Annotated in this window: 18 protein-coding genes; 12 read left to right on the plus strand and 6 right to left on the minus strand. The window is 66.1% G+C overall.

Annotated features, from left to right (window positions below; all coding sequences use genetic code 11):
• The first annotated feature begins 9 nt into the window (after positions 1-9).
• Genes AB4Z00_RS04195 through arfB form a run of 3 tightly spaced genes read left to right on the plus strand, consistent with a single transcriptional unit; the run spans position 10 to position 2,259 of the window.
• A complete protein-coding gene (locus AB4Z00_RS04195) occupies positions 10-1,191 on the plus strand; it encodes a pyridoxal phosphate-dependent aminotransferase (RefSeq protein ID WP_442045032.1) in 1,182 nt (393 codons plus the stop codon).
• A 1-nt stretch (position 1,192) separates the two neighbouring features.
• Positions 1,193-1,846: an RluA family pseudouridine synthase gene (locus tag AB4Z00_RS04200; RefSeq protein WP_132264682.1), complete on the plus strand. Its 654-nt coding sequence runs from the start codon at positions 1,193-1,195 to the stop codon at positions 1,844-1,846.
• Positions 1,843-2,259 carry an alternative ribosome rescue aminoacyl-tRNA hydrolase ArfB gene (arfB, locus tag AB4Z00_RS04205; protein WP_442045033.1) on the plus strand — a complete coding sequence of 139 codons (417 nt, stop codon included), beginning with the start codon at positions 1,843-1,845 and terminating at the stop codon, positions 2,257-2,259. The genes AB4Z00_RS04200 and arfB overlap by 4 nt, the downstream gene beginning before the upstream one ends.
• Positions 2,260-2,262: 3 nt before the next feature.
• Here arfB and AB4Z00_RS04210 read toward each other — a convergent pair whose 3' ends face one another.
• On the minus strand, positions 2,263-2,454 hold the full coding sequence (locus tag AB4Z00_RS04210; protein WP_442045034.1) for a hypothetical protein: 192 nt from the start codon (positions 2,452-2,454) through the stop codon (positions 2,263-2,265).
• A gap of 153 nt (positions 2,455-2,607) precedes the next feature.
• Between AB4Z00_RS04210 and AB4Z00_RS04215 the strand changes: the two genes are divergently transcribed.
• Positions 2,608-3,156, plus strand: coding sequence for an NADPH-dependent FMN reductase (locus tag AB4Z00_RS04215; protein ID WP_442045035.1), 549 nt, complete (start codon positions 2,608-2,610; stop codon positions 3,154-3,156).
• A gap of 24 nt (positions 3,157-3,180) precedes the next feature.
• Here AB4Z00_RS04215 and AB4Z00_RS04220 read toward each other — a convergent pair whose 3' ends face one another.
• The 4 genes from AB4Z00_RS04220 to AB4Z00_RS04235 form a co-directional block, all read right to left on the minus strand.
• Complete coding sequence (locus AB4Z00_RS04220) at positions 3,181-4,698, minus strand: hypothetical protein (protein WP_442045036.1); 1,518 nt, start codon at positions 4,696-4,698, stop codon at positions 3,181-3,183.
• 154 nt (positions 4,699-4,852) lie between these two features.
• Positions 4,853-6,091 carry a serine palmitoyltransferase gene (gene spt, locus AB4Z00_RS04225; RefSeq protein WP_442045037.1) on the minus strand — a complete coding sequence of 413 codons (1,239 nt, stop codon included), beginning with the start codon at positions 6,089-6,091 and terminating at the stop codon, positions 4,853-4,855.
• A gap of 13 nt (positions 6,092-6,104) precedes the next feature.
• A complete protein-coding gene (locus AB4Z00_RS04230) occupies positions 6,105-6,344 on the minus strand; it encodes an acyl carrier protein (RefSeq protein WP_132265304.1) in 240 nt (79 codons plus the stop codon).
• A 139-nt stretch (positions 6,345-6,483) separates the two neighbouring features.
• Complete coding sequence (locus AB4Z00_RS04235; RefSeq protein WP_132264672.1) at positions 6,484-6,846, minus strand: response regulator; 363 nt, start codon at positions 6,844-6,846, stop codon at positions 6,484-6,486.
• Positions 6,847-6,910: 64 nt separating this feature from the next.
• Between AB4Z00_RS04235 and AB4Z00_RS04240 the strand changes: the two genes are divergently transcribed.
• From AB4Z00_RS04240 to AB4Z00_RS04260, 5 genes are read left to right on the plus strand one after another with little or no spacing between them, the layout of a single operon-like run.
• Positions 6,911-7,186 (plus strand): DUF3572 domain-containing protein, encoded by a 276-nt coding sequence (locus AB4Z00_RS04240; protein WP_207912890.1) that lies wholly within the window; start codon positions 6,911-6,913, stop codon positions 7,184-7,186.
• Entirely contained in the window at positions 7,183-7,839 is a 657-nt protein-coding gene (locus AB4Z00_RS04245) for an HAD family hydrolase (RefSeq protein WP_132264669.1), read from the plus strand. Before AB4Z00_RS04240 ends, AB4Z00_RS04245 begins: the two co-directional genes overlap by 4 nt.
• 31 nt (positions 7,840-7,870) lie before the next feature.
• Positions 7,871-8,335 (plus strand): RidA family protein, encoded by a 465-nt coding sequence (locus AB4Z00_RS04250; protein WP_132264667.1) that lies wholly within the window; start codon positions 7,871-7,873, stop codon positions 8,333-8,335.
• Positions 8,316-9,086: a glycerophosphodiester phosphodiesterase family protein gene (locus tag AB4Z00_RS04255; RefSeq protein WP_442045038.1), complete on the plus strand. Its 771-nt coding sequence runs from the start codon at positions 8,316-8,318 to the stop codon at positions 9,084-9,086. Before AB4Z00_RS04250 ends, AB4Z00_RS04255 begins: the two co-directional genes overlap by 20 nt.
• Positions 9,083-10,255 (plus strand): GNAT family N-acetyltransferase, encoded by a 1,173-nt coding sequence (locus tag AB4Z00_RS04260; protein ID WP_134094697.1) that lies wholly within the window; start codon positions 9,083-9,085, stop codon positions 10,253-10,255. The genes AB4Z00_RS04255 and AB4Z00_RS04260 overlap by 4 nt, the downstream gene beginning before the upstream one ends.
• 13 nt (positions 10,256-10,268) lie before the next feature.
• Here the strand turns inward: AB4Z00_RS04260 and AB4Z00_RS04265 are convergent, their stop codons facing one another.
• Positions 10,269-10,610 carry a hypothetical protein gene (locus tag AB4Z00_RS04265; RefSeq protein ID WP_442045039.1) on the minus strand — a complete coding sequence of 114 codons (342 nt, stop codon included), beginning with the start codon at positions 10,608-10,610 and terminating at the stop codon, positions 10,269-10,271.
• Between the two features lie 308 nt (positions 10,611-10,918).
• Between AB4Z00_RS04265 and dksA the strand changes: the two genes are divergently transcribed.
• The 3 genes from dksA (at position 10,919) to AB4Z00_RS04280 (ending at position 13,678) form a co-directional block, all read left to right on the plus strand.
• Positions 10,919-11,377, plus strand: a complete 459-nt coding sequence (dksA, locus tag AB4Z00_RS04270) for an RNA polymerase-binding protein DksA (RefSeq protein WP_132264661.1) — start codon at positions 10,919-10,921, stop codon at positions 11,375-11,377.
• Between the two features lie 210 nt (positions 11,378-11,587).
• The gene (locus tag AB4Z00_RS04275; RefSeq protein WP_132264659.1) at positions 11,588-11,965 is read left to right on the plus strand and encodes a PilZ domain-containing protein; all 378 of its coding nucleotides are present in this window, start codon (positions 11,588-11,590) and stop codon (positions 11,963-11,965) included.
• A gap of 81 nt (positions 11,966-12,046) precedes the next feature.
• Positions 12,047-13,678: an ABC transporter substrate-binding protein gene (locus AB4Z00_RS04280; RefSeq protein ID WP_442045040.1), complete on the plus strand. Its 1,632-nt coding sequence runs from the start codon at positions 12,047-12,049 to the stop codon at positions 13,676-13,678.
• Positions 13,679-13,686: the final 8 nt, after the last annotated feature.

The raw sequence follows: 13,686 nt of genomic DNA on the forward strand, positions 1-13,686 counted from the left end.
GGCGGCACCATGCACGGTTCCGCCGCCCTTGCGCGCATCGCCCCTTCCGGCACCACCGCGATGACCGACCGCGCGATCGAACTGCGCGAATCCGGTCTCGACATCATCTCGCTCTCGGTGGGCGAGCCCGACTTCCCCACTCCGCCCCATGTGATCGAGGCCGCCAAGGCCGCGCTCGATGCCGGCCAGACGAAGTATACCGCGGTCGGTGGCACCTCGCAGCTGAAGCAGGCCGCCGCCCTGCACTTCGCGCGCGACCTGGGGATCGAGGTTCCCGCCTCGCAAGTGACGGTCAGCGCAGGCGGCAAGCAGGCGATCTTCCATGCCATGCTGGCCACGGTGAGCGAAGGCGACGAAGTGATCGTGCCCTCGCCCTGGTGGGTGAGCTATCCCGAGATCGTGCGCTTCGCGGGCGGCAAGGTCGTTCCGCTGCTGACTTCGGCCAAGGACAACTTCCGCTTCACCGCCGCCGATCTCGAAGCGCAGATCGGGCCGCGCACGCTCTGGGTGCTGCTCAACAGCCCCGGAAATCCGACCGGCGCCTATTACCCGGAGGAGATGCTGCGCGGCATCGGCGAAGTGCTGCGCCGTCATCCGCGCGTGATGGTGCTGTCCGACGATATTTACGCGCCGATCAACTACGCCATCGACAGTGATGGCGGCCGCCCGCATGCCACGCTGGCCAATCTCTGCCCCGATCTTGCCGACCGCATCCTGACGGTCTCGGGCGTGTCCAAGAGCCACGCGATGACGGGTTTCCGCATCGGCGTGGCGGCCGGCCCGCAGTGGCTTATCAAGGCGATGGAAAAGCTCCAGTCGCATTCCTCGGGCAATCCCTGTTCGATCAGCCAGGCCGCCGCCGTCGCCGCTTTCGCGGGGCCGCAGGACTTCCTGGCCGAATGGCGGGAACGGTTCCGCCAGCGGCGCGACAAGGTGGTGGCTGCGATCAACGCGATCCCCGGCCTCTCCACCCCGACCCCGGACGGCGCGTTCTACTGCATGATCGACGCCGCCCCGCTGATGGGCCGCTTCGGGGACGACGTGAAGCTCACGCTGCACCTGCTGGAACACGGCGTGGCGCTGGTTCCCGCCTCCGCCTTCGGCGGGCGTGACGGCTTCCGCATCAGTTTCGCCGCGGACGACGCGCGGCTCGAAGAAGCGCTTCGGCGCATAGAGAAAGCATTGACGTAACATGGAACTGGAAATCCTCTTCGAGGACGGCGAAGCGCTGGTCATCGACAAGCCCGGCGGCCTTCCGCTCGACACGCCCCGCGCGGGCGGTCGCAGCCTCGAAGACCGGCTCGAGGAATTGACGCTGGGCTTCCAGCGGCTGCCCATGCCAGTGCACCGGCTTGACCGCGACACGTCGGGATGCCTGTTGCTGGCGCGCAATCCCAAGGCGCTGAAGCGCTTTTCCGCCGCTTTCGAGGAAAAGCTGGTCAAGAAGCGCTACCTCGGCATCGTCGCCGGCACCCTGTCGGAAGAGGAAGGCACGATCGCGCTCAACCTCTCCAAGGTCAGCACGGTCAAGGACGGCTGGCGCATGATCCCGGCGAAGAAGGGCAAGCCCGCCGTCACCCACTGGCGCAAGCTGGACGAGAAGAACGGCTTGACCCTGGTGGAATTCCGCCCCGAAACCGGCCGTACCCACCAGATCCGCGTCCACGCCGCTTCCGGCCTTGGCCTGCCGCTGCTCGGCGATCCGGTCTACGGCAGCAGCAAGGGCGCGCCGCGCACCATGCTTCATGCGGCCGGCCTCACCGTGCCGCGCGGCGACAAGGAGCCGATCGTGGCCGTCGCGCCGCTCCCGGCCGATTTCGCCGCTTTCGGCTTCAGCGATGAATGAGCGAGGTTGAGGAGACCATCGGCCGCGCCCAGGCCCTGGCGAGCGAGAGTTTCATCGCTTCGACCGGGCCGGGCGGGCAGAACGTCAACAAAGTCGCGACCGCCGTTCAATTGCGGCTCAACGTCTATGCGTTGCGCCTGACGCCGCCGGTCTTCGCGCGGCTGAAGGAACTGGCGGGCAGCCGCATGACCGCGGCGGGTGAACTGATGTTCACCGCCCGCCGCTTCCGCACCCAGGAAGCCAACCGCGCCGATGCCCGCGAACGCCTGGCGGACATGCTGCGCGATGCTCACAAGCTGCCGGAAAAGCGTGCGAAGAGCCGCCTCAATCGGGTCGGCAGGGAGCAGCGGCTCAAGGGCAAGAAGTTGCGCGGCTCGGTGAAGGCCGGGCGGGGCAAGGTCAGCTTCGACTGACGCTCACTCGGCCTGCGTGGCGGCAGCGCCCGTGGGCGCCGGGGTCGAGGCAGGTTCGGGCCGGGCATCGAACATTTCCGCCGCCTCGTCCAGCGCCCGCGCCTCGCCGACCGTGACGCCGTCCGGCCCCGGCGGATCGGACTGTCCGCAAGCCGCCAGGGACAGGGTTGCGATCAGGAAGCAGAGCGTTCTCATAAGACTGCTTAACCCAGCGCGGCCGCCATCTCAAACGCCTGAAATCAAGCATCGCACCAGGACCCTCGCAACCCTGAGGCTTCCCCGGACTTCCCACTGACACCGTTTGCCCCGATACCTGTCGTCGGCAGCAACCAGCCATGAGGAGTCGTCATGTCGAAGATCGTCGTCGTCGTCGGAAGCCTTCGCGCCGAATCGTACAACCACCAATTCGCGAAAGCCCTGACCCGGCTGCCGGCGGCCTCGGGCCACGATTTCGTGTTCGCGGATATCGGCTCCCTGCCGCTCTACAACCAGGACCACGATAGCAACCAGGCGCAGCCGGTGAAGGATCTGAAGGCGCTGGTGCGCAGCAGCGACGGCGTGATCTTCGTGACGCCGGAATACAACCGCTCGATCCCCGGCGTGCTCAAGAACGCCATCGACAACGCCTCGCGTCCCTATGGCGACAGCGCCTGGGCGGGCAAGCCGGCAGGCGTGATCGGCGTGTCGATCGGTGCGATCGGGACCGCGCTTTCCCAGCAGCACTTGCGCAACGTGCTGGCCTACCTCGACATGCCCACCCTGGGCGCGCCGGAAGCCTTCATCCAGTGGAAGGACGGCCTGCTCACCCCGGACGGCACCGTGGGCGAGCAATCGGCCGGGTTCGTCGGCGGCTGGCTTGAAGCGTTCCTGGCGCTGGTGGACCGGCACCGGGATTGAAAGCGGAAATCGGCGCGCCTGGCGTCAGGTAGGGATCGTATAAGGCCCAGGCGCGTCCACGCGGAAAAGCTCGCCATCGGAATCGAGGATGTAGAGGTCGCCCGCCGCGTCGAGAACCATGCCGACCGGACTGTCGATGGTTCCCGCATCGGGGATGAAGTCCGCGTCGCGAATTTCGATCCTGCTTGCGTCGATCCGAACATTGGCCGGGCCAGTCGGCATGGACCACGGGACCGTCCAGACATGTCCGTTCCTGTCGGCAAGAACATAGCTGTTGGCCAGCCCGGTCAATCGCCCCCTGTAGACGAGCGCGCCAACTATACCTTGGCTTTCACGCCGGTTCGCACCCGAAGGGAGGACAAGTGAGGGCGTAACGAGGTTGGCCAGCGCCGCGCCGCCCGCATTGCGTTCCTCGGCGCCGTCGAAATAGGGCCAGCCGAAGTTCATCCCGTCGAACCGCAAATCGCGGGTCGATAGCTCACCGAAGGCATCCCCTTGGTCGGCGATCATGAAAAGATTCTGGTCGATGGTCCCGAATGAAACTGGCGCATGCAGCCCAAGGCCCACGAGGTGTGCACCGAAGTAATGCGGCGTGACGCGGTTCGGCGCGCTGTTGAAGGGGTCTGGATCGAGAAGGTAGTTGTAGAGCTTGCCGTAAGGGGCTGCCGCCGCACCGCTGTCCTGGGCGCGTGCGTCACCCTTGTCGCCGACAGCCACAAAAACCAATCCGCTGTGGAGGCCCATCGCAATGGCGGTGCCATCGGAAACGGACGCGATGTCACCCTCGACGACCACGTCGTTGTAAAGCGAGACACCGCAGCGGATGCAGGCGATGGACGCCATGCCGTCCTTTTCCTTGAGCACGTAGAGGCTCTTGTTCGGCCCGAACGTATAGGCCCAGGCCAGGCCCAGGATAGTCATGCCATCGACCGAACGTCCCGACGCGTCGGTGAACATGTGGAAGGTCGAACGTTCGCCGGTGGCGCCGTTGATCCGGTATACGAGACTGCCATTGCCCGCGACGGCCAACTGATGCGTGTCTTCAAGGCTCGCAATGGCGCGGGGCACGCCCAGCCCGGTGGCGATGCGTTTGACCGCAATCCCTTCGCGGTCGTTCGTCACCGTGATAGACACCGCCTGGTTTGTGCTGGCCTTCCCGTCGCTGGCGCTCAGCGTCACTTCGTAGACGTTGTCGCCATTGCCGTCGGCATAGAGGTCGTAGTTGGGAGGCTGCCTGAACGACAGTTCGCCCCCTGCCCCTAAAGTGAAGAACGCGGCATCGGCGCCGCCCGCAATGGAATAGCTCACGGCATCGTGCTGCGCGTCGGTAGTCACCGGACGGTAGACGGGATCGGTGGCATTTTCCGCGACCGAGGTCTGGCCCGAAGATGTGAAGGTGGGCGCGCTGTTCGGCTGTGCGGGTGAAGGCGATCCGCCATCATCGCTGCCGCCACCACAACCCGTCACGCCGAGTGCCAGGAGCGCCGCGCAGGCAAGCCTTCTGCTGCGGCCGACGATGCCGCGATTCCATTCTCCCGTCATGTGAATTTGCCGCCCCTGATTTTCCCCGGCCGACCCTATCCGGGCGTAAACAAAGGACAAGGGGGATTGCGCGTCATCCGCGTGGATAACCGCAAATGTCACGGCCGACAGGCGATTGCCCGCTCGTCGGCCGTGGTTCATTCATATAGTCGTCTCAGGCCAAAATACCGGCCGTCTTGCCCGCGCGGGTGAACATGCCGATGATCTGCTGGACCTGCTCGGCCGAGTGTTCGGCGCAGAGCGAGCAGCGCAGCAGCGTCATGTTCGCGGGCGTCGCTGGCGGACGCGCAAGGTTCACGTAGAGCCCTTCGTGCAGCAGCGCTTCCCACATCATCGCGCCGCGTTCGAGATCGGGCATGATGACGGCGATGATCGCGCTCTGCGGTTCGTCCGTGCCGAGCTGGAAGCCGGCATCGGTCAGCCCCTTGTGCAGCGTGCGCGAGCTTTCCCAGAGGTGCGCGCGCTTTTCGGCGGCCGTCATCAGCTTGCGGATCGAGGTCGTCGCGGTGGCGACCACGCTCGGCGGCAGGCTGGCGGTGAACACGTAGGGACGGCAGACCAGGCGCATGATCTCGAACTTGGGGTGGTTCGAGACGCAGAAGCCGCCGACGGTGCCGACCGACTTGGAGAACGTGCCGATCACGAAGTCCACGTCTTCGAGGCAGCCCTGGTCCTCGGCCACGCCGCGTCCGTTGGGGCCGATGAAGCCCATCGAGTGCGCTTCGTCCACCAAGACCATGGCGCCGTACTTCTTGGCGACCGCGATCATCTCCTTGAGCGGGGCGATGTCGCCCAGCATCGAGTAGACGCCTTCCAGCACGACCAGCTTGCCCGCGCCTTCGGGAATGCGGCGCAGGCGCTTTTCCATCGCCTCGATGTCATTGTGCTTGAACGGCACGACTTCGGCGTCGCCCATCTTGCAGCCGTCCCAGATGGAAGCGTGGCTGTCGATGTCGAGGACGATGTAGTCACCCTTGCCGGCGATCGTCGAGATGATGCCCAGGTTGGCCTGGTAGCCGGTGGAGAACACCATGGCGTACTTCATGTCGTAGAAGTCGCATAGCGCTTCCTCAACCGCCTTGTGCCCGGCGTAAGTGCCGTTGAGCACGCGGCTGCCGGTGGTGCCGGCGCCGAAATCGTCCAGCGCCTGCTTGCCGGCCGCGATCACGTCAGGATCGAAGGTCATGCCCATGTAGTTGTAGGTGCCGAGCAGGATCGTCTCGCGCCCGTTGCACAGGGCGACGGTGGGTGAGATCACCTTTTCCATGACGAGGCCGAACGGATCGGTGACGCCGGTGGACAGCAGATCGCGGCGCATCTCGATCAGGGGATCGAACTTGCTGAACAGGTCCGCGTGGCCCTGGGTTTCGTTTTCGCTGAGCATATCGGTCATCGCGATGGATCCCTCAGCCCTGAAGCTTGACCACGGCGTCGACGAGCTGGCCGTAGTTCTCGATCTCGGCCTGCTGGTTCATCGAGATGATGATGTCGAATTCGTCCTCGATCGCGGCCACGAAGTCCATGACGGTCAGGCTGTCGAACTCGAGGTCGTCAGTGAAGCGGGTCGCGTCGGCGACTTCGATGCCCTTCTTGTTGAAGGGCTCGATCAGCGCGGCGATGCGGGCCGAGGTCTCTGCGCGGTCCATGGTCATTTCAACTCCGGTAATTTCGGGCGGCGCTCTGGCCGATAATTGCGGCGCAAAAGCGGCGACGGGGGGTAAAGTCAAGCACAGGCGCGACACTTGTCGCTTCCGCCGCGAAGACGGTTGCGACATCGCCGCCATATCACAGCAAGTCGCGGACCGCGCGCATGAACGGGCCGATCGACACCGGCTTGGCCAGATAGCCTTCGGCGCCGGCCTCGCGGATGCGCTCCTCGTCGCCCTTGCCGGCATAAGCGGTGACGGCCAGCACCGGGATCGTGCGCAGCACCGGATCCTTCTTGGCCGCCTCGATCAGGTCCAGGCCCGATACGTTGGGCAGCTGGATATCCATGATAACGAGATTGGGCACGAATTCCCGGGCGCGCTCCAGCGCGTCGAGGCCATCGGCCACCGGCTCCACGGCGAAGCCCTGGCTCCTGAGCACATCGCAAAAGAGCTTCCGATTGAGGTCGTTGTCCTCGACAACTAGGATACGCTTTGCCATTCGACGCGTGATCACCATCTAAGGGCGGGGAAACCCGCTCTATGACAGGCAAGCGAGACTGACAATTCTTCGAGAGTCGCCATCCCCATCGCAGGACCCGCAGGCCCTTGCGCTCAATGCCCTCGGTTGGGTGCTGGCAGACCAGGACCGCGCCGAGCGTTTCCTGGCGCTGACCGGCCTGACGCCCGATGTCCTGCGCGCCTCGCTGGGACAGCAGGCCACGATGGCGGCGGTCCTGGAGTTTCTCTGCTCGCACGAACCGGATCTCGTCGCCGCGGCCGAAGCGCTGGACGTCGCGCCGGAAATGCTGGTCCGCGCAAGGGAAAGGCTCGGCACATGACGAATCGCACCGGCAGGCCGCTGCTCATCACCGATTGCGACGAAGTGCTCCTCTACATGATCTCGCATTTCCGGGACTGGCTGGCGGAGGACGAAGGCGTCACCTTCGCCATGGAGCGCGGCGAATTTTCCGGCGCGATGCGGCGCACGCAAGGCGGCGACCTGCTCGAACAGGCGGAAATGTGGTCGCTCCTGAACAAGTTCTTCGACGGCCAGATGCATCGGCAGACCCCGGTGGACGGCGCCGTCGCGGCGATTCGCGAGATCGCGCATCATGCCGACGTGGTGGTGCTCACCAACCTCATGGATTTCCGCCAGGAAGCCCGCCGTCAGCAATTGCTGGAGCACGGGATCGACGTGCGCGTCTTCACCAACCAGGGACCGAAAGGCCCTGCTCTCAAGGCGATTCTCGACGAGTACGCGCCTTCGCGGGCGGTCTTCGTGGACGATCTGGCCCAGCACCACGGCTCCGTGGCAGGCGTCGCGCCGGAGATCGGGCGCCTGCACCTCTGCGCCGAACCGCTGCTCGCCCCGCATATCGCCTGCGCCCATGTCGCCGGCCATGCCCATGCGCGAATCGACCGCTGGCAGGACGCCGCGCCCTGGCTGATCGACTGGCTGACACGCAGCGACGCTACCAAGACCGAATCCTGATCCCGTTCCTCTCACAAGGAAGACGCCGACGATGAGTGCTATCGAATCCCGCCTGGCCGAACTGGGCCTGACCCTTCCCGAACCCGCCGCCCCGGTCGCGGCCTATGTGCCGGTGGTGGTCGCGGGCGGCCTCGCCCATGTCTCGGGCCAGTTACCTTTCGTGGAAGGCAAGCTGGTGACCGGCCGCCTGGGTGAAGACGTGGACCTGGAATCCGGTGTCGAGGCGGCGCAGGCCTGCGCGGTGATGATTCTGGCGCAGCTCAAGGCCGCGCTCGGCTCGCTCGACCGCGTGGAGCGCGTGGTCAAGCTGGGCGCCTTCGTCAATTCGGCCGGCGACTTCACCGACCAGCCGAAAGTCGCCAACGGGGCTTCGGAACTGATGGTCGCGGTGTTCGGCGAGGCGGGCAAGCATGCCCGCAGCGCGGTCGGCGTGCCGGTCCTGCCACTGGGCGCCGCTGTCGAAGTGGACGCCATCGTTGCCGTTCGCCCTGCTTGACCGCTGGTGCTCGCCGCCGCCCGATCCGCGCAAGGTCGGGTGGATCGGCGGGCATGACTATGCCCATCGCGGGCTGCACGGCGCGGTGATTCCCGAAAACTCGCTCGCGGCTTTCCGGCTGGCGATCGAGGAAGGCTATGGCATCGAACTCGACGTGCAGCGCGCGGGGGATGGCACACCCGTCGTGTTCCACGATTCCACGCTGGAGCGCCTGACCGACGAGGCCGGCGCAGTTTCCCGGCATAGCGCGGCGCAGCTGGCCGCGTTCACCCTGGGCGGCACGGCCGAGAGCATTCCCAGCCTGCGCCAGGCGCTCACCCTGATCGGCGGCCGCAAGCCGGTGCTGATCGAGCTGAAATCCTCGCGCGGGACCCGGGTCGCCGCACTCTGCCTGGCGGTGCGGCGGGTGCTGGAGGGCTATACCGGCCCCCACGCCGTGATGAGCTTCGACCCGCGCGTCTCGCGCTGGTACCGGCGCCATTCGCCTCACACCGTGCGCGGGCTTATCGTGTCCGAGGGCGAGGACCGCGCCCTGGCCGGAAAAATCCGCCGCCGACTCGCGCTCTGGCAGGCCCGGCCGGACTTCCTGGCTTACGACATCCGCGACCTGCCCAGCCGCTTTGCCGCTGCCCAGCGCCACCGCGGCCTGCCGGTGGCAGCCTGGACCGTGCGCAGGCCGGACCACCGCGAGCGCGCCGGCATCCATGCGGACGCCGTGATTTTCGAGCGCCCTTCGGAAGAACCGGCATGAGCGCCGGGTCCGGCGAGGAGGAAAGCAAGCGCAAGCCCGGCGGCGAATTCGTCGCCCGGATCCACGGCGGCGTCGACGGACTTCCGGCGGCGGAATGGGATGCCCTGACGGGCGGCGGCAACCCCTTCGTTTCCCACGCCTTCCTGGCAGCCATGGAGCAATCGGGAAGCGTCGGCGGCGATAGCGGCTGGACACCCGTGCCGATCACCATCGCCGGGCCCGATGGACAACTGGCCGCGGCGCTTCCGGCCTATCTCAAGGAACACAGCCAGGGCGAATATGTGTTCGACCATGCCTGGGCCGATGCCTGGCACCGGGCCGGCGGATCGTACTACCCCAAGCTCCAGATCGCCGCGCCCTTCACGCCGGCCACCGGCCCGCGCCTGCTCACGCCGCACCCGGAACTGGCCCCGGCGCTGATCGCCGCCGCCGAAACCGTCTGCCGCGACAATGGCCTGTCCTCTGCCCACGCGACGTTCATCGAACCCGCGCAAGTGCCGCTGTTCGAGGCGGCCGACTGGCTGCTGCGCGAGGACATCCAGTTCCACTGGGAAAATCGGGGCTATGCCAGCTTCGACGAATTTCTCGGCGCCCTCTCCTCGCGCAAGCGCAAGGACATTCGCAAGGAACGCGAAAAGGCGCAGGAAGACGTCGAGATCCGCAGGCTCACCGGCGACGATCTGCGCGAGGAACACTGGGACGCGTTCTGGGAATTCTACCAGGACACCGGCGCCCGCAAATGGGGCCAGCCCTACCTGACGCGCGAGGCGTTCTCGCTCATGGGCCGGACCATGGCCGACCGCATCCTGCTGGTCCTGGCCTATATGGATGGGACGCCCGTGGCCGGGGCGCTGAACTTCATCGGCAGCGAGGCGCTCTACGGCCGCTATTGGGGTGCCGTGGTGGAAAAGCCCTTCCTGCATTTCGAGCTTTGCTACTACCAGGCGATCGACGCGGCCATCGCGCTCGGCCTCTCGCGCGTGGAAGCGGGGGCCCAAGGCGGGCACAAGCTTGCGCGCGGCTATGAGCCGGTGCGCACGATCTCGGCCCATTACATCGTCCATCCGGGGCTGCGCGCCGCCATCGCGGACTATCTCACGCAGGAGCGCTCCGGCATCGCGGGCGACCAGCTGCTGCTGGACGGACGGACGCCCTTCCGCAAGAGTTAGGCCGGAAAGGGCCTCAGGCCGCCTTTCGTCCTGCCGCGCAAAGCCACTGGCGCGCGCGGCGCTGGGCTTCGGCGATTTCGCGCGCGGTCATGTCCTCGGCCACTTCGGTGCGGCAGGTCGCCGCTTCCTCGTCGCCCCGGGCCGCGGCGAGATTGAACCACTTGTGCGCTTCGATGAGATCGCAAGCCGCGCCGTGGCTGCCGGTGGAAAAGGCCACGCCCAGATCGAAGCAGGCGGAAAAATCACCGATCGCGGCAGCGGCCAGGCGCTCTGCCAGGAACAGGTCCTCGGCGGCCCCCGAAAGACCTTCCGTTACTTCGGTGAAGTGCTCTTCAGATATCCAGACATGGTCCATAGTCAGCTAACCCCCGGTTTACGGTCCTTTCGGTCCAGTGCTGCAAGGCTGGCACCGACATGGTCAACAAAGCGTTAAGGATAGATCTGAAACATTCCCTGTAAGTTTACGCTACAAGCTCGCGGGAGAAACTTGTGCCTGTCCGAAACGGCATTCAGGTTTTTTGTGGACTGCCATGGTTATAGCCTTGTGCAGGGTGAGGGGCGGCCCTATAGGCCGCCGCACCGCGGTTTGCCGGGAGGCCACTGGAAAAATCCGGGGTCGCAGGGCGTAGGCAGACCGGGGGGATTCGTGCGGAGATTCTCTGGATGGCAACGGCCCTAGCTGACGAAATTGATGTCCTCGCCAAAGCCAAGCGCATGCTTGGTGGTTCTTATGTTCCCGTAGAGAACGAAGCCTACATGTGCGAGGCTCAGCAAGACTACTTCCGGCGGCTTCTGCTGGCCTGGAAGAAATCGATTCTCGATGCCTCTGCCGGCACCCTGGCACAGCTTCAGGACGGTCCGATCCGCGAGCCGGACCTCAACGATCGCGCTTCCAGCGAGACCGATTGGGGTATCGAACTGCGTACCCGCGACCGCCAGCGCAAACTGATCGCCAAGATCGATTCCGCCCTGCGGCGGATCGAGGAAGGCGAATATGGCTATTGCGAAGTGACCGGCGAACCGATCGGCCTCGGCCGTCTCGAGGCGCGTCCGATCGCCACCATGACCGTGGAGGCACAGGAAGCGCACGAGCGCCGCGAAAAGGTCTCCCGCGAGGAGTGATCCCCTCGCAAAAACAGCTTTTTCGCCCCGCCCGAACGGGATGCCCGGTTGATGGAAAGCCGGGCCTTCCACAGCGGACGGGGCGTTAAGGCTTTCTTTGCCACTCGCCTCTAGGTATCGACGGTAAGCACGCTTCGCGCGTGAGGCTATGGTTATCGCGGGCCAAGGTTCGTGATATCATCTGCCTGACCGAATGCCGGACGAGAACGCATGACCGAGATCGAAAATCGCCAGATTGCGCGCGACAGCCTGTTCCTCATGGCCGATCTGCGCATCGACGGGCTGGACGGCGAATACCGGATCAAGGTCCGCAACCTCTCCGCCGGCGGCATGATGGGCGAAGGCGGAATCCAGGTCATGCGCGGCACGCTGGTCGCCGTGAATATCCGTAACATCGGTTGGGTCGCCGGCTCGGTCGCCTGGGTGCAGGAAAACCGCTTCGGCGTGGCCTTCACCGAGGAAATCGACCCCAAGCTGGCCCGTGCCGCCGTAACCCCGGTCCCGGACGACAAGCCGAATTTCGTGCGCACGTACGAAGCGCAATATTCGCCCCCCACAACACCCGCGAAAAACCTGCGCAAGCTCTGATTTCTCCGCGCCCGGCGAAAAATCGACCCCGCGGCGCGCCAGCCATTTGCGCTCTGCCGCAAATCGACTAGTCCCAAGGCCATGTTCGCCAAGCGCCATGCCTTTCGAACTCCGGTTCCCTTCCGCCTGATCCCTCTGGCCACTGCGCTGGCGCTTGCCGCCTGCGGTTCTCCGGACAATTCGGCCTTGAGCGTCGCCGTGCTCGGCAGGTCCGGCGGCACATCGGGCGCGCCCTTCGACATTGGCGAAAGCACCACCCTGGCCGGGCAGCTCCTGCGCGCCTCCACCACCGAGGGCCTGGTGGCCTTCGACGAGAAGGGCCGCGTCATTCCCGCGCTGGCGGATCGCTGGATCGTCACTGACGACGGGCAAAGCTACATCTTCCGGCTGCGCGACGGCGATTGGCCATCGGGCGAGCCGCTGACGGCGGAATCGGCCAAGAAGGCGCTGCAGACCGCGCTCGATGCGCTGGACGGCACGCCGCTCGCACGCGATCTGGCCGGTATCGACGAAATCCGCACGATGGCAGGGCGGGTCGTCGAGATCCGGCTCGGCCGGCCGATGCCCTATCTGCTGCAACTGCTGGCCCAACCGGAACTCGGCCTGGCCTTCAAGAACCGCGGTGCCGGTCCGATGCGCCTGGAACGCGCCGGTAGCGCGGCCCGCCTCGTGCCCATCGACCCCGCCAGCCTGGGACTGCCTGCGGTGGAAAACTGGCCGCAGCGCAGCCGCCGCATCGACTTGCGGGTGCTCGACGGTCCAGCCGCGGTCGAAGCGTTCAACGCGGGCGAAGTCGATATCGTGATGGGCGGCGAGATCCAGGACTTCCCCCTCACCCGCTCGGTCGGCATCCTGCGCGGGACGATCCAGCTCGATCCGGTGGTCGGCCTGTTCGGCCTCAAGGTAATGCGCGACAAGGGTTTCCTGGCCGACCCCGCCAATCGCGAAGCTCTAGCCATGGCGATCGACCGGGAGGGCCTGATCGCGCCGTTCAGCCTCGGTGGATGGTCGCCGACGACCCGGCTCGTTTCGCCCAGCCTCGATGGCGACCTTGGCACGATCGGCGAACGGTGGAGCGAACAGTCGCTCGACGACCGGCGCGCGGTGGCCGCGGCGCGCGTGCGCCGCTGGGCATCGGGCGCAAGCGGATCGACCGGCGAGCGCGCCCCCGCTCCGGCCGCTCCGACCGCCGCCCAGCCACCCGGCGCCGCCCCGAAGCAAGCGACCAAGGCAACGCGCGGCGCAGCCCCCGCGCCGGTTCCGCCCGCCGCCAACGGCCCGCATCTGTCGATCTGGCTCCCCGCCGGCGACGGATCGGATACCCTGTTCGGCAAGCTCGCCGCAGACTTCGCGGCCATCGGCGTCCATCTCCTGCGCAGCAGCGACATCGAAGCTGCGGACCTGCGGCTGGTGGACGATGTCGCCCGCTATCCCCGCGCTGCCTGGTTTCTCAACCGCCTGGCCTGCAGCGACGGACAGGGCCTCTGTTCCACCGAGGCCGATGCCCGGGTGAAGGAAGCCACCACGGCCACCACGCCCGAGGAAAGGTCCGCGCTTCTGACCGAGGCCGAGGCCGAACTCACGGCCGCCAACGTGTTCATTCCCTTCGGAACTCCGATCCGCTGGTCTCTGGTACGTGGCAGCGTCGCGGGCTTCGCGCCCAATACCTGGGGCTGGCACCCCTTGATGCCATTGGCCTGGGTCCCCAGATAATTCGCCTA

Source organism: Novosphingobium sp. YAF33 (assembly GCF_052113265.1).
In the GTDB taxonomy this organism is placed as follows: domain Bacteria; phylum Pseudomonadota; class Alphaproteobacteria; order Sphingomonadales; family Sphingomonadaceae; genus Novosphingobium.

Excerpts from the sequence above, each read along its gene's own strand:
- AB4Z00_RS04195 (WP_442045032.1), top strand. The coding sequence starts at position 10 with ATGCACGGTTCCGCCGCCCTTGCGCGCATCGCCCCTTCCGGCACCACC.
- AB4Z00_RS04200 (WP_132264682.1), top strand. The coding sequence starts at position 1,193 with ATGGAACTGGAAATCCTCTTCGAGGACGGCGAAGCGCTGGTCATCGAC.
- arfB (WP_442045033.1), top strand. The coding sequence starts at position 1,843 with ATGAGCGAGGTTGAGGAGACCATCGGCCGCGCCCAGGCCCTGGCGAGC.
- AB4Z00_RS04210 (WP_442045034.1), bottom strand. The coding sequence starts at position 2,454 with ATGAGAACGCTCTGCTTCCTGATCGCAACCCTGTCCCTGGCGGCTTGC.
- AB4Z00_RS04215 (WP_442045035.1), top strand. The coding sequence starts at position 2,608 with ATGTCGAAGATCGTCGTCGTCGTCGGAAGCCTTCGCGCCGAATCGTAC.
- AB4Z00_RS04220 (WP_442045036.1), bottom strand. The coding sequence starts at position 4,698 with ATGACGGGAGAATGGAATCGCGGCATCGTCGGCCGCAGCAGAAGGCTT.
- spt (WP_442045037.1), bottom strand. The coding sequence starts at position 6,091 with ATGACCGATATGCTCAGCGAAAACGAAACCCAGGGCCACGCGGACCTG.
- AB4Z00_RS04230 (WP_132265304.1), bottom strand. The coding sequence starts at position 6,344 with ATGGACCGCGCAGAGACCTCGGCCCGCATCGCCGCGCTGATCGAGCCC.
- AB4Z00_RS04235 (WP_132264672.1), bottom strand. The coding sequence starts at position 6,846 with ATGGCAAAGCGTATCCTAGTTGTCGAGGACAACGACCTCAATCGGAAG.
- AB4Z00_RS04245 (WP_132264669.1), top strand. The coding sequence starts at position 7,183 with ATGACGAATCGCACCGGCAGGCCGCTGCTCATCACCGATTGCGACGAA.
- AB4Z00_RS04250 (WP_132264667.1), top strand. The coding sequence starts at position 7,871 with ATGAGTGCTATCGAATCCCGCCTGGCCGAACTGGGCCTGACCCTTCCC.
- AB4Z00_RS04260 (WP_134094697.1), top strand. The coding sequence starts at position 9,083 with ATGAGCGCCGGGTCCGGCGAGGAGGAAAGCAAGCGCAAGCCCGGCGGC.
- AB4Z00_RS04265 (WP_442045039.1), bottom strand. The coding sequence starts at position 10,610 with ATGGACCATGTCTGGATATCTGAAGAGCACTTCACCGAAGTAACGGAA.
- dksA (WP_132264661.1), top strand. The coding sequence starts at position 10,919 with ATGGCAACGGCCCTAGCTGACGAAATTGATGTCCTCGCCAAAGCCAAG.
- AB4Z00_RS04275 (WP_132264659.1), top strand. The coding sequence starts at position 11,588 with ATGACCGAGATCGAAAATCGCCAGATTGCGCGCGACAGCCTGTTCCTC.
- AB4Z00_RS04280 (WP_442045040.1), top strand. The coding sequence starts at position 12,047 with ATGTTCGCCAAGCGCCATGCCTTTCGAACTCCGGTTCCCTTCCGCCTG.